Below are 15,185 nucleotides of genomic sequence, written 5' to 3'. Positions count from 1 at the left end.
GCGGCCGTAGTCGGCGGCATGCGGGCACGAAGAGGGATTTATTGCCGAAAGTCCGGGTCCGAAGCGAATCTTGGCGACCGCCCCAAGCCCACTTTGTGAGTTAAGCTGCGACCAAGGCTTTTCTGCGACTTGTACCCAGCAAGCCCAGCAGACCGCTGCCGAACATCCAGACCGCCGCCGGCACCGGTACCGCCGATGGCGCCGTACTGGGAGCCAGACTAAAAGTACCGACCACGGCATTGGTATTGGCGCCAACCAAACCGGCCCACAAACCGGTCCATTGCAAGTCGCCGCTTAGTAGTAATTCACCATTGCTGCTCAGCGACTCGGAGACGTTGGTCAGCTTCAAGAAGTTTTGAGTACCAAAACCGGTGTCGAAGGTTTTTATATTCCAGATGCCGGCAGTTTTTACCAGGCTAAAGTCATAGGGCGTCAAAATGCCGCTGCCGCCTTGGCTGGTCAACAACCAGGCGCCGCTTAGACCAATTTGACCGACCGAGGTATTGCCGGCGTCCATCGTCGTGGCTTGTTCGGTACGGCCGTACGGACCGGCAGCCGGATAGCTGTTGGTTGTAGTGTTGGCGTTAACCGCAAATGACATCGCTGTGCTGGCGCTTGCCGATAGCGCGGTTCCGCCAGCGGTCGCACCGGTGATACCCAGTAAATTATCGCTGGCGCCCCAATGTTTCGCGACAATCCAGCCATTCGGATACCCACTGCCGACATTGACCGATGCCGCCGCAAAAGCGGCATTGTTGATGGTAATGGTGGCATCGCCGCTAACTTGTGCAGCGCTGGCTGTTGCAGGCGCCAAAACGGCGGTCAATGCGCTGAAGGCGAGCAAGCCGGCGCTTAGCAATTGAGTGCGGTTGTAGTGCAAGATTGTCATTTTTTATTCCTTAATAAATTACGGTTAAAGTTAATCTGCAAATCGCCAAGCCGAATATTTAAGGGCTTTGACTTGCAGGTAACCCGGCTGTCTTAATCTCCAAGACCCGTGGCTTTCCGGCTCCGTCTCGCGGCGGATGTGGCATGTTTGTCGCGGTCCTTACGACATCACTCTAAATCCCTGAGTGAGGTGCTCCTGAAAAACTCCTGTGGCAAATAGTTAACGACGGCATCAGTACTTGATTGAAAAACTCAGAAACCCGGCGCGGCCGGCTGCCGGCGCCACCCGGCCCTCGAAATAGCCGTAGGGCTGAAAATAATCCTCATCGCTGAGATTCTTGACCGTGGCCGCCCATTTGAAGCGCCCGGTTTCGTAAGCCAACGCCGCGTCGAAGCTGTGGTAGCCGGCGGTTTTGAAGCGATTGTTATTGGACAAATACGCGCCGGCCCGAGCATAAACGCCGAAACCCACGCTAAAGCCTTGCAGCGCGTCCTGCTGAAAACGGTAATGCGCCCAGAGCCGCCCGGCATCTTCCGGGACTTGGGCTAAACGATTGCCGGCAGCCACCCCGGCTTTGTCGTCCATGAAGCGGGCGTCGGTATGCGCATAGTTCGCTAGCACGCTGAAGCCCTCGACCGGTTGCCAGAGCAAATCCATTTCAACGCCGCGCGAGCGTTGCCGGCCGGCCGCGACCGAACGCCGCAGGAAATCGCTACTGTCGGTGACCGCCACCTGGCTACGCTCGATTTGGTACAGCGCCAGTTGGCCGCTGAATTGGTTGCTAACTTTGAATTTCAGGCCGGTTTCAAGATGATTCGACAATTCCGGCGCCGGCGTATCGACGAAATTGACAAACGGTTGGCCGCGCATGCCTTCGCTGTAGGAAACAAACCAGGAAACCTCGTCGTTCAGATCAATCACGCCGCCGAGTCGCGGCAGCCATTTCAGCGTATCGGTTTTAGCGTGTATCCCGGTTTGCGCATTATTAAAATCGATACCAACCTTGCCCAACCTAAGACCGGACAGCCAATGCAATCGCCGGTACAGCGTACTTTGCCACTGCAGGTAAGCGCCATAAGTGATGTTTTCGATGAACTGATTTTCCTGGCCTGGCCCCGGCACATCGTAAGGGGTGGCAAATAGCGGCGCCCGCAGATCGACCGTACCGACGCCCAAACCCAAGGCGCCAAAATTGCCCTCGATAAAGCCGGCATCTTGCAAACGGCTGTAGTCCGCGCCCAACAGCAGATTGTTTTCGCTGGGACCCAGCTTAAATTTGCCCTGCAAATTGCCCAATACGCTGCGTTCATGCTGTTGTTGAAACAATTCGGCGTTCACCAAGGCCCAGTTCGATGCCGGCAGCAAGGGCCGGTCCGCGATCAGGCCATCGCTACCGAACAGCGTCTGAATTTTCTCGTCGAATTTAGCCTGCGCATAGCGCGCCTTCAGATTTACGCGCCAACTCCCAGTGAGCTGCCGGTCCAGCGTAGCCCACAGCGCATCGGCATCCGAATGGCTATCGGGCAAATTGTCCGGCCCCACGAACAGGTCGGGCCGGGTAGCAAAATCGCCGGCAATGCTGCCGGTGGCGGGCAAACCCTGATACTCCGGCTGCTGCCAGCGCGACAGTTTGGCTTGGATCGTCAAACGGGTTTGCTCGTTATCGGTCAGCGTCAGGGCCGGATTAAGGTTGAAACGCTGAGTTTCGATTATGTCGATGTCGTGTCTGGCGTTGGTATATTCACCCGTCATGCGCAACAAAATATTGGCGTTTAGCGGTTGATTGACATCGAAAAACGGCTGATAAAAGCTGTGGCTGCCGATTCTAAAACCCGCTTCGCCGAAGGCTTTGGCCTGCGGCAATTTGGAAAGCAGATTCACCACCCCACCCACCGGCGAACCTGAACCGCCGCTGTAAAGCAAGGCGTTTGAACCCTTCAGCACCTCTATTCTGTCGATATTGATCGTGCTTTCCCGGTCACCGGGGTTGTAGTACTGGGTAAAGCCGTCTATCAGTTGCTCGGAACGAAAGCCACGAATCAAGGTACCTTCGATCACCGGGCTATAGAGAACGTTACGCGGCACCACGCCACTGACGTTGAGCAACGACTCGCTGAGATTGATGGTTTGCTGATCGTCTAACAAAGGGCGTTTAAGCGCATGCACCGACTGCGGAATTTGCTTGATTGGCGTGTCCGTTCCAGTAGCGCTGGCAATATGGCTGACGGCATAGGTCCGCGCCTCGTCAAGCATCCGCTCGGTGGCGATTTCCGCTCCGGCCTCCCCTGTTTTCAAGCCCACGACGGTCATGGCATCCAAGGTAACGGGCGGTGGCAGGTTAGACAGCTCTGTTGCCTCCGGGCTGCGCTCCAAGGTCACCGTATCGGTATCGATAAAACGGTAAGTAAAACCGCTGCCATGCAACAAATGTGTCAATGCCTGCTCTGCCGACATGTCGCCGCGCAGCTCGGGACTGGCGAGCTCACGCAACAGGTCTGCTGAAAAAATCAATTCCAACTCGGCTTGCGCGGCAAATTGAATCAACGCGTTATTTAAGGACTGGCCGCCGATATTGAAGTGGCGGACCACTTCCGCGGCGACCGCCTGGCTGCTGTTCAATTGTCCGCCGGCCGCCACCAGCCCGATCAACACCCAGGTATCGACGCCGACACGGTTGCCGTTCAGCGCATAGCAAAGATATACGGCTGGCCGATGCCATACGCCGACTGCAAGCTGATAGCGAAAATCGTTAATCCGTGCTTTCAAGATCCGTCCTGTTCGAAAAATAATGTTTCTCAACATAGAAGTCGTTTCAGCACAAAAATCGATCACAAAAAATTTCCTGATTTGCAAAAAATCGTCACCATCCCATCAAAACCGCATGAAAAAATCGCAGGCGGCCAGTCATCCGCACACGCTGAATGCGCTGGGCGACTGAGGAAGTTTCCGGCGGAATGACGGCTTTTGCTTGAACGCGGGTAAATGAGGGACAACAGTTGAAGTCTTGAGCCTGTGGACTGAATTTTTGGAGCAATATGGGCCAAACCGTTTTTGGCATGCGCGCGATGCAGGGAGTGGCTTACAGCACCCAAAAAATCAGCGATGCAGCAGCACCCACCAGGGACCGATGTGGGTTTCTTGCAAAGCCAGCGCTTTGCGCACCGAGGACAGCGCCTCATCGGGCGTATCTAGAGAAAACACCCCGGTTACCCGCAGATTTTTAAGTGCGGTATCGGCCAGAAATATCCGTCCGTATCGATAACGCTCCAACTCGCTGATCAATTCGACTAAAGGTCTATCATTGATCACTAGGCGATGTTGCTGCCAAGCGGATTGTTCTGCACCCACGGCCCGCAGGGCTGGCAGCGGCAGGCCGGGTTGATAGACCAAGCCCTGCCCCTGGGCGACGGTAACGTCGCTGTCCCGACCCGCCGCGCTGACCGCTACGGCATGCTCCTGGACGGTCACCTCGGTATGCCCGGCCGCGGTTTTATACACGTCAAACACGGTACCCAAGGCGCGGACCGTCAAATCGTCCGCCACGACGTCGAAGGGCCGGCGGCTATCCTTTGCCACCGTAAACTGCACCTGACCGTGATGCAAAACGATACGCTTGGCCGCGGCGGTGAACGCTACCGAAACCGCGCTATTGGTGTTCATCAGCAATCGGCTGCCGTCGCTAAGTTGAATCTCGCGAATTTCGCCGGTTTGCGTGCGGTAGTCGCTTAAATAATCGCTAAATAAGCGCGCTTGTTGCGGCATGATCAGCCCCATCGCCAGCAGCCACATCGCCGCGACGGCCAGCCCGGCCGTAAACCAGGGACGGCGCGGCCTGGCCGACGACAGGCGGCTGGCTGGTTTATGGGCCTGGCTCTTGAATTCCCTGTAAGCATCATTCCCGGAAAACCGGGAATCCGGCAAAGGAGCCGGAGTCCCCACTGCGCCGGAGCGATCATTGCCGCTGGCCGAATTAATCCGGCTAGCGACACGATTTTTTTCCGCCGACGCGTGTTGAGATGCGGGTTGCGGCGATTCGTTCGCGCAGGACAAACTGCCTACCAACACCATATCGCTGAACAAAGCCTCAGCCTCGGTAAATGCCTCGGCATGCAAGGGGTCGCGGCTCAACCAATCGGCGAACGCTTCGAGTTCCGCATCGCTCAATCTGTCGTCTCGCAGACAAACCAACCAGGCGATGGCCTGATCTTGCAGACTGGTGTGAGCGGATTTATCGGACGGCGCTGGCATGCAATCTCCCATTATGCAAGGCTGTTATTGATAAAGACGTGCGAGGCGCGGAAGCGATCATACCAAGAAGGGCAAGCGGCGGGAGTCAACGGCATCGGTATGAAGTGGGTTGCGGAAAAATAATGCGGGCTTTTTGTTTAATCGGCCAGTTGCCGCGCGCAATGCGCCATGGCTTGGGCCAGCAGCTTATTGACCTGGGACTTGGAAATCCCCAAACGTTCGGCGATTTGGGTGTAGGTCAGGCCATCGACCCCATGCAGTAAAAACACAGTGCGACAGGCTTGCGGCAACTCGCCCAGCGCATGCTGCAACGCGGCCAAACGTTGTTGGCCGATCAACACCTGTTCCGGTGGTGCGGCGTTGCCGGGAATGGTTTCAGCCAGCGCATCAAAATCTTCGTCGGCACCGTAACGGTCCCTGACCATGGTTTTGCGCTGATGATCGATGGTCAGATTGATCGCAATCCGAAACGCCATGGCCCGCGTATTATCCGGCGGCGTTTTCTCGGCTATTTGCCGCAGTCCCAGGTAGGTGTCATGGGTTAATTCGGCGGCAATGTCCGGGCATTTCAAGCGCCCGGTTAAAAAGCGCAATAACTCATCAGCCAAGGACTCGGTCCAGAACGCGGAAATATCGGTCATTGGCTGTGCACTCATGCGTATCGGAAATATCCAAAGCTTCAATCAAAAACAGCAGCCGACCGGCACCCCACCAAAGCCTTACCGTGCAGCCGCGTCAGAGCGTCTGCAATTATCGAACCAAAGGCGAATATGGCCGGCAGGCCCCACCCGGCGTGCCTCCCTGATTAGCACCTTCAGTTGCAGGCCAACCGGGAATGTGGCAAATCACGCTCGGCATGACCGGCAGATAACATAGTTTTATCGAGAATCGCCGCCAGACTCAGCGACTTTGATTTTTAGCGCGCGCCAAGCCTGTATAATCGTCGCAACCCACGTATTTATTCACTCAGATTAACCATCCCCTGTCATGCGCCCCACCAAACTGCTGTTCTGCCTCATGTTCATCTTTGCCGTTCACGGCGCTATCGCCTGGAGCCTGAATCGCCCCCAGGACGCCGGTGTCGATGTGCCTTCGGGTAAATTGCGCAGTTTGTCGTTTGCTCCTTATCGCGAGGGGTTTAGCCCAATTGAAGAAAAGTTTCCGTTGCCCGAGCATATCGACGCCGACCTGGGTTTGATTGCCGATAAAACCCATACCATCCGCACCTACTCGATACTGGGCGGTATGCAGCCGACACCCGAATTTGCCCGTAAACACGGGGTGGAAATGATTCAAGGCGGCTGGCTCGGCGATGGGCATGCCAGTAACAAAAAGGAAATCGCCGCGCTGATCGAAGCGGTGAACGCCCATCCGGACGTGATCAAGCGGGTGCTGGTGGGCAACGAAGTGCTGCTGCGCAAAGACATGGATGTAGACACGCTGATAAGTTATATCCGCCAGGTTAAACAGGCGGTGAAACAGCCGGTGTCGTATGCCGATGTCTGGTCTATCTACTTGAAATATCCGCAACTGATGCAGGAAGTGGACTTTATTACCGTACACATTCTGCCCTATTGGGAAGACGAGCCGGTAGCGATTGAAGACGCGGCCGGACATGTGGAGAAAATCGTCCAACAAATCGAAGCCAAAGCCCACAGCATGGGCCTGAACAAACCGATTCTAATCGGGGAATCCGGCTGGCCGGCCGCCGGCCGCCAGCGTGGCCAAGCCGTGCCCAGCGTAGTCAATGAAACCCGCTTCATCCGCAGTCTGATCGAGGTCGTCAACCGGCACGGTTTGGACTACAACATCGTCGAAGCGTTTAACCAACCCTGGAAAAGCCATAACGAAGGCGTGGTCGGCGCCAACTGGGGCTTGCTGACTATCGACCGCGAACCGGTGTTTCCGCTGACCGGCCCGGTGTACGAAAACCCGGACTGGCTAGCGCATTTTGCCTGGGCGACGGGTTTATGGCTGTTGTTGGTAGCGGCCTACTTTAAAAAATTGGCCCAGCTATCGTGGCCCCGCCAGCTGGTCTTTTTGACGTTGGCCCAAGCGTGTGGCGTTTGCCTAGTCACGCTGGCGAGTTTTGCGTGGTTTACCAGCTACAGCCTCTGGCAACAGGTTTACACCCTCTTGATTATCGCCGCCAACAGCGTGTTGGGCGCTTTGCTGCTACAACGCAGTTATGCGATTTTAGCCGAGCAATCCGCAGCGCCGACCCTAGCCCATCGTTTGAGAAGCGTCTATCTATTTTTCGGGATTCTGGCGCTGTATAAAACTTACAGTCTGGCGATCAACGGCCGGTATCTAAGCTTTCCAGTCGAACAATTCGCGATTCCGGCCCTTGGCGTCTGCGGTTTGATCGTCTGCCTATGCCTGGCCCAGCGGCGCTTTTGCCGGCAGATGCTCTGCTTTGATAGCCTGTCCGGCGGGGATTCGCAAACGCCACGCGACCGCTTGCTGGCGTATTTTTTAAGCGCCGGCACATTCGCCGTGGTGATAGGTGAAACGCACGAGTTCATGGCCGCCTACGATTTCATCCAAGCGCATCCCAGCTTTAGTGAAGGCTTGCCGGTGGCGCTGGGATATACGCTTTACAATCAGCAACTCGTCGCTTGGTTGCTGTGTATACTGGTGCTGTCGATCCCGTTCTGGCCTCTCCGCTCAGGCAAAGCCAAGATTTAACCCGTAATACCAAGTAGCTCAAGCGGCTGGTTCCGGCAACGCGCCTGTCGCGCGTGCCCCAAGGCTGATTTTTCGGTAATCAACACAAGGACCCTCATATGTGGTTGCGCACGAGTTGCGAAATAACCTTCGATGTCAGCATCGACACCCCTTTTATTTTGATGCTGCGGCCGCGTAGCGGCGCAAATCAATGGGTAGCGCGGGAGTCGTACACCTTGACACCGACGGTGCCGGTCTTCGAATTTACCGACTACTACGGCAATCTCTGTCAGCGCCTGATTGCCCCACCCGGTGAGTTTGCCGTGCGCACCAGCGCCCATATACATACCCATGAGCATATCGATGTCTGCCCGGGCGCACCGTTCACGGAAGTACAACACTTGCCGGATAGCGTGCTGACCTATTTGACGCCAACCCGCTATTGCGAATCCGACCGGTTTATCGAACTGGCCCAGGACATCGTCGCTGACGCCATCCCCGGCTATGACCAAGTCGCCATGCTGCACCGCTGGCTGCGCGAGAATATCCGCTTCAATCCGGATTCGCCGCATTTCCAGCTCTCCGCGGTTGAAACCAATCTGGCCGGGGAAGGCGTGTGCCGCGAACTGGCGCATTTGGGCATCGCCTTGTGCCGGGCTTTATGCATTCCGGCACGGATGGTGGTCGGTTATTTATATGGTTTACAGCCCATGGATTTTCACGCCTGGTTCGAGGCTTATGTGGACGGACGCTGGTACACCTTCGATCCCACCCAAGCCGAGCCTTGCGGCGGGCGGGTCATCGTCGCTTACGGCCACGATGCGGCAGATGTGGCAATCTTTACCCAATTCGGCCCGGCGCTATATCCAACGCATATGGCCGCCAATGTTGAACGCCTGCCCGGCCCGCCCGAATAAGCACGGTCTGAGTTTAGCAACATCACGTAACAAGCAAAGACGCGGATTACCGGTATAATGCTGTTTCCGCTGTAATCAATGCTTCATCTATGAGTAATCTTGTCCTGGTCGCCTGCGCCTTGCTGCTGGTATGTCTCAACGGCTTCTTTGTCGCAGTCGAGTTCAGTTTGGTTAAATTGCGGCAAACCCGGATTAAAGCCATTGAACAAACCGAAGGTTGGCGAGGCAGGATACTAGCCAAAGTACACAGACAACTCGATGCCTACTTATCCGCTTGCCAGCTCGGCATTACCCTGGCTTCCCTGGGCTTGGGCTGGATCGGCGAACCGGCTTTCGCCGACCTGTTAGTTCCACTGTTTGCCAAAGCCGAAATCACCTCTCCGGAAATCATTCACAATATTTCGTTTGGCTTTGCATTTTGCACCATCTCCTTTCTGCATATCGTGGTGGGCGAACAAGCGCCCAAATCACTGGCGATCCGTAATCCGGAAGGCATAGGTTTATGGAGCGCCGGACCGCTGTATGCGATGTATTGGTTGATGTATCCGGCGATTTGGTTGTTAAACGGCAGCGCCAATCTGGTGCTACGCATAGCCGGCTTGAGCAACAGCCACAATCAAGACAGCCATTATTCCAACGACGAATTGAAACTGATTTTGCGCTCCAGCCGGGCCGGTGAAAATCTGACCAGCGACGAATGCAACGTGCTGGCTAAAGCTCTGGATTTCGGCAAGCTGGAAGTGTCGGATTTAATGCGACCCATCCACGAAATCACCGCGCTATATCAAGGCCAATCTCAGCAAGAAATGTTGGATACGGTGTATAAAAGCTGCTTCAGCCGCTACCCGTATTTCGATGGCAACGGCATCGACGTGTTGGGCGTTATCCACTTAAAAGACTTATTTTTGGCGCAACAACACGGCCAGCAAATCGACGATTTGGAACCCTATTTACGGCCGATTCAACATATCTCCGCGCATATGCCGGCGCTGGAATTATTCCGCCGCTTTACCCAAGGCTCACCGCACTTTGCGGTCATCGGCCAGAAAGGCCACAAGCCGCACGGCTTTATCACCCTGGACAATTTGCTGTCGGCCATGGTCGGCGAAATCCGCGACGAATTTCGGAAAACCGAAAGCGACTGGACCCGCCAGGACGACGGTAGCTTGCTGGGTAAAGGCAGCTTGCCGATTTTCTCGCTGGAACGGATTCTGGGCATCGACGTGGAAAACGAAGAACTGGATCTGGATGATGTGGATTCGGTGGGTGGCATGATCCTGGCGCAATTGCGCGACATCCCGGACGCCGGCGAACGTATCGCCTTCAACGATTTTGAAATCGTCGTCAAGGAAATGAACGGCCCGCGCATCGAGTGGGTGCAGGTGTATCCAAAGCAGTAAACTGACTCCCAAACCGCATCAGTGTAATGCCTCTGCTTGTCATTTTGGCAACACAAACATGCTGTGCGTCACCTCGATTGCTTCCAGCAAAACACTGTTCTCATGTCTTTCAAATAGGAAATTAGCCGTTGCTTGCGCAGCCCATTCAGCACGATAGCCCGTTCCCGTTTTTTTACGACAATTCGGCCTTTTCCCAGGAGCAGTGCGCGGCGCTTGAGCGTTTATTTTTGCTGGATGCTGAGTGGCAGCATCGGGATGGGGCATTTTACCAGTGTTCGCTTAGAGACGTTACTGAGCATATTCCAGTGGCATTTCAAACCGAAGTGCTGGCTAGAATGCGCGAAATTACCGGATTGCCGCTGACGAATCGTCTGCTAGTCACGGCGCAACGCATGCAGCCTGGACAAGTGATTGGCATACACAGTGACCGGCCGCTGGTGGGTTATGAGATTGCCCGGCTGGTTGTGCAACTGAATAAGCAATGGCAACCCGAGCATGGCGGGGTGCTGGAATTATTCGCCTCGCCGGAGAGTAACGCGGTTTTTCGTGTCAATCCGAAGTACAACAAAGCCTTTGGCTTTTTGCTGCATGCCGATTCATACCATGGCGTCACGGAGGCTATTCAGCCACGGCAAAGCGTGGTCTTCAATTTCTGGCATGCGGCAAATACCCCCGAGCTTGCCGCGCACGTGCAAACCTTGTTTGCCGACATGCATTTTTCCGAGCTGCCGGCCGCACTTAACCCTGTGGCCTCGGTTGCCGAAGCGAGTTTGCCCGAAGATGCGACGTTTCATACCGGATTGGCTGCGCTTGCACTCCATCGGTGGGGTTATGATGAGACTACCGTTATCGCGGGCTACCAACACAGCGCCGGTCTTTCTGTCTGCAACACCAACGATACCGAGACCTATGCCGCCGTGCAACTGGCTGATTGGGTTGCGTGTTTGTATCGGGATTCGTTTGATCTGGTCCGCTGGCAAATCTTGCAACACGAGCTCAAGGGAATGGAAATGTTTACACGCCTGAAGCCTACATGGCAGCTTTGTCTGCCGGAATAGAGATGGTCTGGCCGTGAAAAGTCTGCCGCCCATTCCGGTAACGGATTGTCGAAATCTACCTCTTGCGATCAGTCGCGTTTCTCCAAACCGGCCAGTTAGCCGAATCCAGATTCTGGGAACTGGAGGGCTAAAAAGCGACCGTTGGCGACCTCAACCAAACGGCCACAAGCAGTCGTTCCCATGAACCGAATAATTTTTGGCTTTGCTCTAAAGCTGCCATTCGTGTTTCCTTTACTGCTCCACCGTCACAAACGACAATTTGACAATCCCCGAGCGCTGGGCGCTGGCCATCACTTTGACAACCGATTCGAAGATGGCGGCTTTGTCAGAGCCTGCAGTTGCACGCTGATCTCGGGATCGCGCTCCTGCAGGGCTTTGAGTTCGGCTTCCAGGCTGGTTAAGGGCACGGCTTTGTCGTCCAGCATGGCCTCACCGCTGGCAGTGACGGCGAGGATGGCAACGTGTTTGTCCGGTGTTGGCTCGGTCTGTTCGGTTTTCGGCAGTTTGACCTTGACCACTTGGGTCAATAGTGGCGCGGTGACGATGAACACGATCAGCAGTACCAGCATCACATCCACCAACGGTGTGACGTTGATTTCGCTCAGTTCGCCGCCCTCGTCTTCATTAGACAGATGCATGGACATGGTCGACTCCCGATGTGGTTTGGTTGAGATCGTTTTGAATGCAGGCACGCAGGAAATCGGTGGCGAAGTGTTCCAGTTGAGCCAGCAGTTTGCGGTTTTGCCTCAGGAAAAAGTTGTATGCAATCACTGAAGGAATCGCCACGGCCAGACCGACCGCCGTGGCGATTAGCGCTTCACCAATCGGTCCGACCACCACTTCCAGACTGGCATTGCCTTGGGCGCTGGTGTCTTTCAAGGCATGCATGATGCCCACACCGTACCGAACAAGCCGACAAACGGCGCAGTGGTGCCAATACTGGCTAGCCAGCCGAGCCCCGAATCAAACACCGCCCGTTCCTTTTACAATTGCTGGCGCAAACTGCGTTCGATCAGTTCATGCCAAGCGGCCGAGTGATGCAGCGTCTTTTGGGTTTGCGGCCGCGCCGCATCGTAGGTTTGCTGGCCAATTTGCCACAAACGTCCAGTCGGGGTATTCAATAGCTTATCTTCCAGACTGTGGCTCGTGAAACCTGCGTGCAGCAATTCATTGAGATTGATGTGCGGCATTAGGGTGCGCAAGCGGTAACGATGCCACAACAGCTCACCGGCCTTGAGCAGAATCACGCTCCAGGTGACCAGAGAAAAGCAGCCCAACAGGCATAAGGTGCCATCGACGATGGCGGTTTCGGAAAAGTGAAAGATATGTCCCATAGCGTTCTCGTTTATTGTTTTTCAATCAAAATCATCGTTCGTGCATCCCTGTCGTCCGCCCGGATCATCCGTAATCCAGGCTCAACCTCCTTGTCGAACCCTGCCCGGTAGGTGGGCTGGCCTATAACACCTCTTGGGGGAGGTTCATCAATCCAGTTCAAACACAATCGGCACCGTCACCCAGCAGGGCTCAGGCGTATCGCCACGCTTAGCCGGCACGAAGCGCCATTGCTTCACTGCCTCCAGCGCGGATTCATCCAGCGTGTCGTGATTGCTGGAACGTTGCAGGTTGACTTACAAGGCTTTGCCATCGGCCCCGACATACACCCGCAGCAACACCGTCCCTTGCCAATGGCGCTGTCGGGCAATCATGGGATATTCCGGTTTGGGGTTGTTCAAATACGCGGCATTGCTGTCCGCCGGCACATAGGTGTCATTGCGCGGTGCGGCCAAAGCGTTGTGATTTAACGCCTGCGGCGCAGCCGCAGCAGGCATCGCCGGTGCGACCGGTTCCGGTTCGACGGTTTTACGCTCTTCAACCTGCTTGACCAGCCGTTCCGAGGGTTTCGGCTTCGGTTTCGGTTTAGCCTTGGGCTTATCCGGCTTGGGCGGCACGACGGGTTTCGGTGGCTGAGGTGGTGCAATCGGTTGATTGACCACTGGCGACGGCGGTGCCGACAACTCCATGGCGATCATCGGCAACGGTGCTGCGGCTGAAAACGCCAGCGGTGCCGGGACGGCTGACATACCAGAACAACAAGCCGCCGTGCAGCAAGGCGGCGACCAATACTGCAGACGTCACGGCTACTGAACGCCGATAGCGGTTACCGGGCATCGGTGTCAACACCAAAAAATGATTCGGATCCGGCAAGCCTTGCGCCGTTTGCATAAACGAACGCGGGATCGCAAACAGACTCGTTGTTTGAGTGATCGAATACCACATACCCAAGTTCACCGCCCACCGGTCAGATTAAGCCCCGGCGCTTCATTGTCCTGCACTGCATGTTCCGCAGTCAGGCGCTCAAGCGGGCTTTTGCCTTGTGCATTCAGGCGCAGGCCGTTGGCGGTTCGTGGCAAGCGACTGTCTAGCTGTTTCAGTTGCTGCTGGAGCGACTCCTGATTGCTCAGAATTAACTGAATCTGCTCGTGCAGATATTCAAAGTGAACCTGAAAGTAACGCACGGCCGGAAACACTTCGGAGGCCTTTTCAGCAGGCACGACGAATGGTGGTTCAAGTTGCGCTTTTTTATTGTTTTTGCGCATACAAGCGCCTCCTTCATTGTTCTTAGTGATTATGATGGATTGGCTCCGGCCAGAAAGATGTGCAGGCGGTCAGACTGAGACAGCGATTGTGGAGTTTGCTATGTCCTTTGGGTAAAGGTAGTCACAGGGATACTCATCACTAGTTACAGGTCGATGCTTGTTTGGCTAGCTTCATTGCTGCAGCGCGGCGCTTTTGCAGCCAGCGTAAAATGCCTGTGATGTATAAAGCCAACGGTGCAAAGCCAACCGTAAACCATAGAACACGACCAGGAAAACCTAGGAATTCGCCATCGTGCAAAGACCATAGTAGGTTTAAAAATGTCTCGCCTGCCGTAAACCGCCTTGGGTCCTGGACAGCTAGCACCTTGCCGCTGTATTGGTCTATCCAAACTTTGCTGCGCGGACTTTGGCGGTACGCTTCGTCCGCTTGCCGTTTGGCAACCATGTAAACACCTTCTTTGCCGTCCGGTGTATCTAATCCGCGCAGTTCCGCATGAGGGAAAACCTGATCGGCGATAACTATCGCTTGTGCGATTGAAATAGCCGGGCTTAAATCCAGTGCCGTCGATTTAAGCCCGGGGTTTTTTAAATGATCTGCTTTAACAGCAGAAAAATAGTTGACCAACGGCTTGATGGCGTCCTTGTAGCCAAACGCAAAGCCGGTAAAAGCAATCACCAATAACAACAGTGAACTGTAAAAGCCAATGGTTTTGTGCAGGTCAAAATAAAACCGTTGCGGGCTGGAATGCAGTTTGACCGTCAAAGCTTGTTTGAATTTTCCGCCGCGTGGCCACCACAGATAAAGCCCCGACAGACAGGAGACAAACAGGAAAACACCGAAAAAACACACTACCTTAAAGCCTATTTTTCCAATCTCGGCACTTATTTTTCCGGTCACTAAAGCGGCATGCACTTCGTAAACCAAGCTAATCACTGTCCGCCCCCAAAAATGTTCCGCAACGATTGTTCCGCTATACGGATCGACCAGGATTTCCAATGGCCCATACAGCTCATCTTTGGTTTCTTCAGGTTTTGGATATTTCACCCAGACATAATCGCTCTGATAACCCGGTAAAACCATACTCCAACCGCCGGTTCTCTGGGGATGCGAGGCTTTAACGGTTTGCATGATACTGTCCAAGCTACGCGGTTGTGGTTGGCTGGCGGCAGGCAAGGGAGGCAAAAACAATTCATTAAGTTCGTAATAAAACACATTACAGGAGCCGGTCAGCCCCAGAATGACAAATTCGAAGCCAACCGTCAGCGCTAGGATCAAATGCAGGTTTAGCCAGAGCTTGCGGAAGTTTTTTCGTGAAAACAAGTGACTGGGCCAGACTATATTGAATAGATGTGTAGATGCTTCAAGCATGCGATTTTGTGGAATATTAAATAGGTTAGATCGCCACCAC

At 54.8% G+C, this 15,185-nt stretch carries 15 protein-coding genes, 1 pseudogene and 1 riboswitch; of the genes and pseudogenes, 4 read left to right on the top strand and 12 right to left on the bottom strand.

Annotation, left to right across the window (positions count from 1 at the left end):
• Nucleotides 1–100 precede the first annotated feature (100 nt).
• From EBB_RS07700 to EBB_RS07685, 4 genes are all read right to left on the bottom strand, one after another.
• On the bottom strand, nucleotides 101–889 hold the full coding sequence (locus EBB_RS07700) for a hypothetical protein (RefSeq protein WP_192393169.1): 789 nt from the start codon (nucleotides 887–889) through the stop codon (nucleotides 101–103).
• Nucleotides 890–963: 74 nt separating this feature from the next.
• A riboswitch (cyclic di-GMP riboswitch) is annotated at nucleotides 964–1,042 on the bottom strand.
• A 78-nt stretch (nucleotides 1,043–1,120) separates the two neighbouring features.
• On the bottom strand, nucleotides 1,121–3,655 hold the full coding sequence (locus tag EBB_RS07695) for a TonB-dependent siderophore receptor (RefSeq protein WP_225587270.1): 2,535 nt from the start codon (nucleotides 3,653–3,655) through the stop codon (nucleotides 1,121–1,123).
• Between the two features lie 330 nt (nucleotides 3,656–3,985).
• Nucleotides 3,986–5,137: a FecR family protein gene (locus EBB_RS07690; RefSeq protein ID WP_192393167.1), complete on the bottom strand. Its 1,152-nt coding sequence runs from the start codon at nucleotides 5,135–5,137 to the stop codon at nucleotides 3,986–3,988.
• Between the two features lie 137 nt (nucleotides 5,138–5,274).
• Nucleotides 5,275–5,793 carry a sigma-70 family RNA polymerase sigma factor gene (locus tag EBB_RS07685; RefSeq protein WP_192393166.1) on the bottom strand — a complete coding sequence of 173 codons (519 nt, stop codon included), beginning with the start codon at nucleotides 5,791–5,793 and terminating at the stop codon, nucleotides 5,275–5,277.
• A gap of 331 nt (nucleotides 5,794–6,124) precedes the next feature.
• On the opposite strand from EBB_RS07685, the gene EBB_RS07680 reads away from it, so the two are divergent.
• The 4 genes from EBB_RS07680 (at nucleotide 6,125) to EBB_RS07665 (ending at nucleotide 11,179) form a co-directional block, all read left to right on the top strand.
• The gene (locus tag EBB_RS07680) at nucleotides 6,125–7,825 is read left to right on the top strand and encodes a glycoside hydrolase family 17 protein (RefSeq protein ID WP_192393165.1); all 1,701 of its coding nucleotides are present in this window, start codon (nucleotides 6,125–6,127) and stop codon (nucleotides 7,823–7,825) included.
• A 98-nt stretch (nucleotides 7,826–7,923) separates the two neighbouring features.
• Complete coding sequence (locus EBB_RS07675; RefSeq protein ID WP_192393164.1) at nucleotides 7,924–8,721, top strand: transglutaminase domain-containing protein; 798 nt, start codon at nucleotides 7,924–7,926, stop codon at nucleotides 8,719–8,721.
• Between the two features lie 89 nt (nucleotides 8,722–8,810).
• Nucleotides 8,811–10,121: a hemolysin family protein gene (locus EBB_RS07670; RefSeq protein ID WP_192393163.1), complete on the top strand. Its 1,311-nt coding sequence runs from the start codon at nucleotides 8,811–8,813 to the stop codon at nucleotides 10,119–10,121.
• 128 nt (nucleotides 10,122–10,249) lie between these two features.
• Nucleotides 10,250–11,179 carry a 2OG-Fe(II) oxygenase gene (locus tag EBB_RS07665; RefSeq protein ID WP_225587269.1) on the top strand — a complete coding sequence of 310 codons (930 nt, stop codon included), beginning with the start codon at nucleotides 10,250–10,252 and terminating at the stop codon, nucleotides 11,177–11,179.
• 290 nt (nucleotides 11,180–11,469) lie between these two features.
• On the opposite strand, the gene EBB_RS07660 is transcribed toward EBB_RS07665, so the two are convergent.
• The 8 genes and pseudogenes from EBB_RS07660 to EBB_RS07630 all read right to left on the bottom strand — a co-directional run bounded on the left by EBB_RS07660 (nucleotide 11,470) and on the right by EBB_RS07630 (nucleotide 15,145).
• On the bottom strand, nucleotides 11,470–11,823 hold the full coding sequence (locus EBB_RS07660; RefSeq protein WP_306789993.1) for an ExbD/TolR family protein: 354 nt from the start codon (nucleotides 11,821–11,823) through the stop codon (nucleotides 11,470–11,472).
• Nucleotides 11,804–12,150, bottom strand: a pseudogene (locus tag EBB_RS25820) (MotA/TolQ/ExbB proton channel family protein). Before EBB_RS25820 ends, EBB_RS07660 begins: the two are co-directional and overlap by 20 nt.
• 12 nt (nucleotides 12,151–12,162) lie before the next feature.
• Entirely contained in the window at nucleotides 12,163–12,513 is a 351-nt protein-coding gene (locus tag EBB_RS25815; RefSeq protein WP_225587268.1) for a hypothetical protein, read from the bottom strand.
• Nucleotides 12,514–12,660: 147 nt separating this feature from the next.
• Entirely contained in the window at nucleotides 12,661–12,801 is a 141-nt protein-coding gene (locus EBB_RS26655) for an energy transducer TonB (protein WP_192393588.1), read from the bottom strand.
• Nucleotides 12,802–12,807: 6 nt separating this feature from the next.
• The gene (locus EBB_RS26650; RefSeq protein ID WP_192393162.1) at nucleotides 12,808–13,128 is read right to left on the bottom strand and encodes an energy transducer TonB; all 321 of its coding nucleotides are present in this window, start codon (nucleotides 13,126–13,128) and stop codon (nucleotides 12,808–12,810) included.
• On the bottom strand, nucleotides 13,109–13,456 hold the full coding sequence (locus EBB_RS07640) for a hypothetical protein (protein ID WP_192393161.1): 348 nt from the start codon (nucleotides 13,454–13,456) through the stop codon (nucleotides 13,109–13,111). The genes EBB_RS26650 and EBB_RS07640 overlap by 20 nt, the downstream gene beginning before the upstream one ends.
• Nucleotides 13,457–13,464: 8 nt before the next feature.
• Entirely contained in the window at nucleotides 13,465–13,776 is a 312-nt protein-coding gene (locus EBB_RS07635; RefSeq protein ID WP_192393160.1) for a hypothetical protein, read from the bottom strand.
• Nucleotides 13,777–13,915: 139 nt separating this feature from the next.
• Nucleotides 13,916–15,145, bottom strand: coding sequence for a PepSY-associated TM helix domain-containing protein (locus EBB_RS07630; RefSeq protein WP_192393159.1), 1,230 nt, complete (start codon nucleotides 15,143–15,145; stop codon nucleotides 13,916–13,918).
• Nucleotides 15,146–15,185: the final 40 nt, after the last annotated feature.

The sequence above is a fragment of the Methylomonas fluvii genome (assembly GCF_014850975.1).
GTDB lineage: Bacteria > Pseudomonadota > Gammaproteobacteria > Methylococcales > Methylomonadaceae > Methylomonas > Methylomonas fluvii.
The sequence above is the reverse complement of the archived record's forward strand: the minus strand, read 5'-3'. Positions and strand labels throughout refer to the sequence as shown.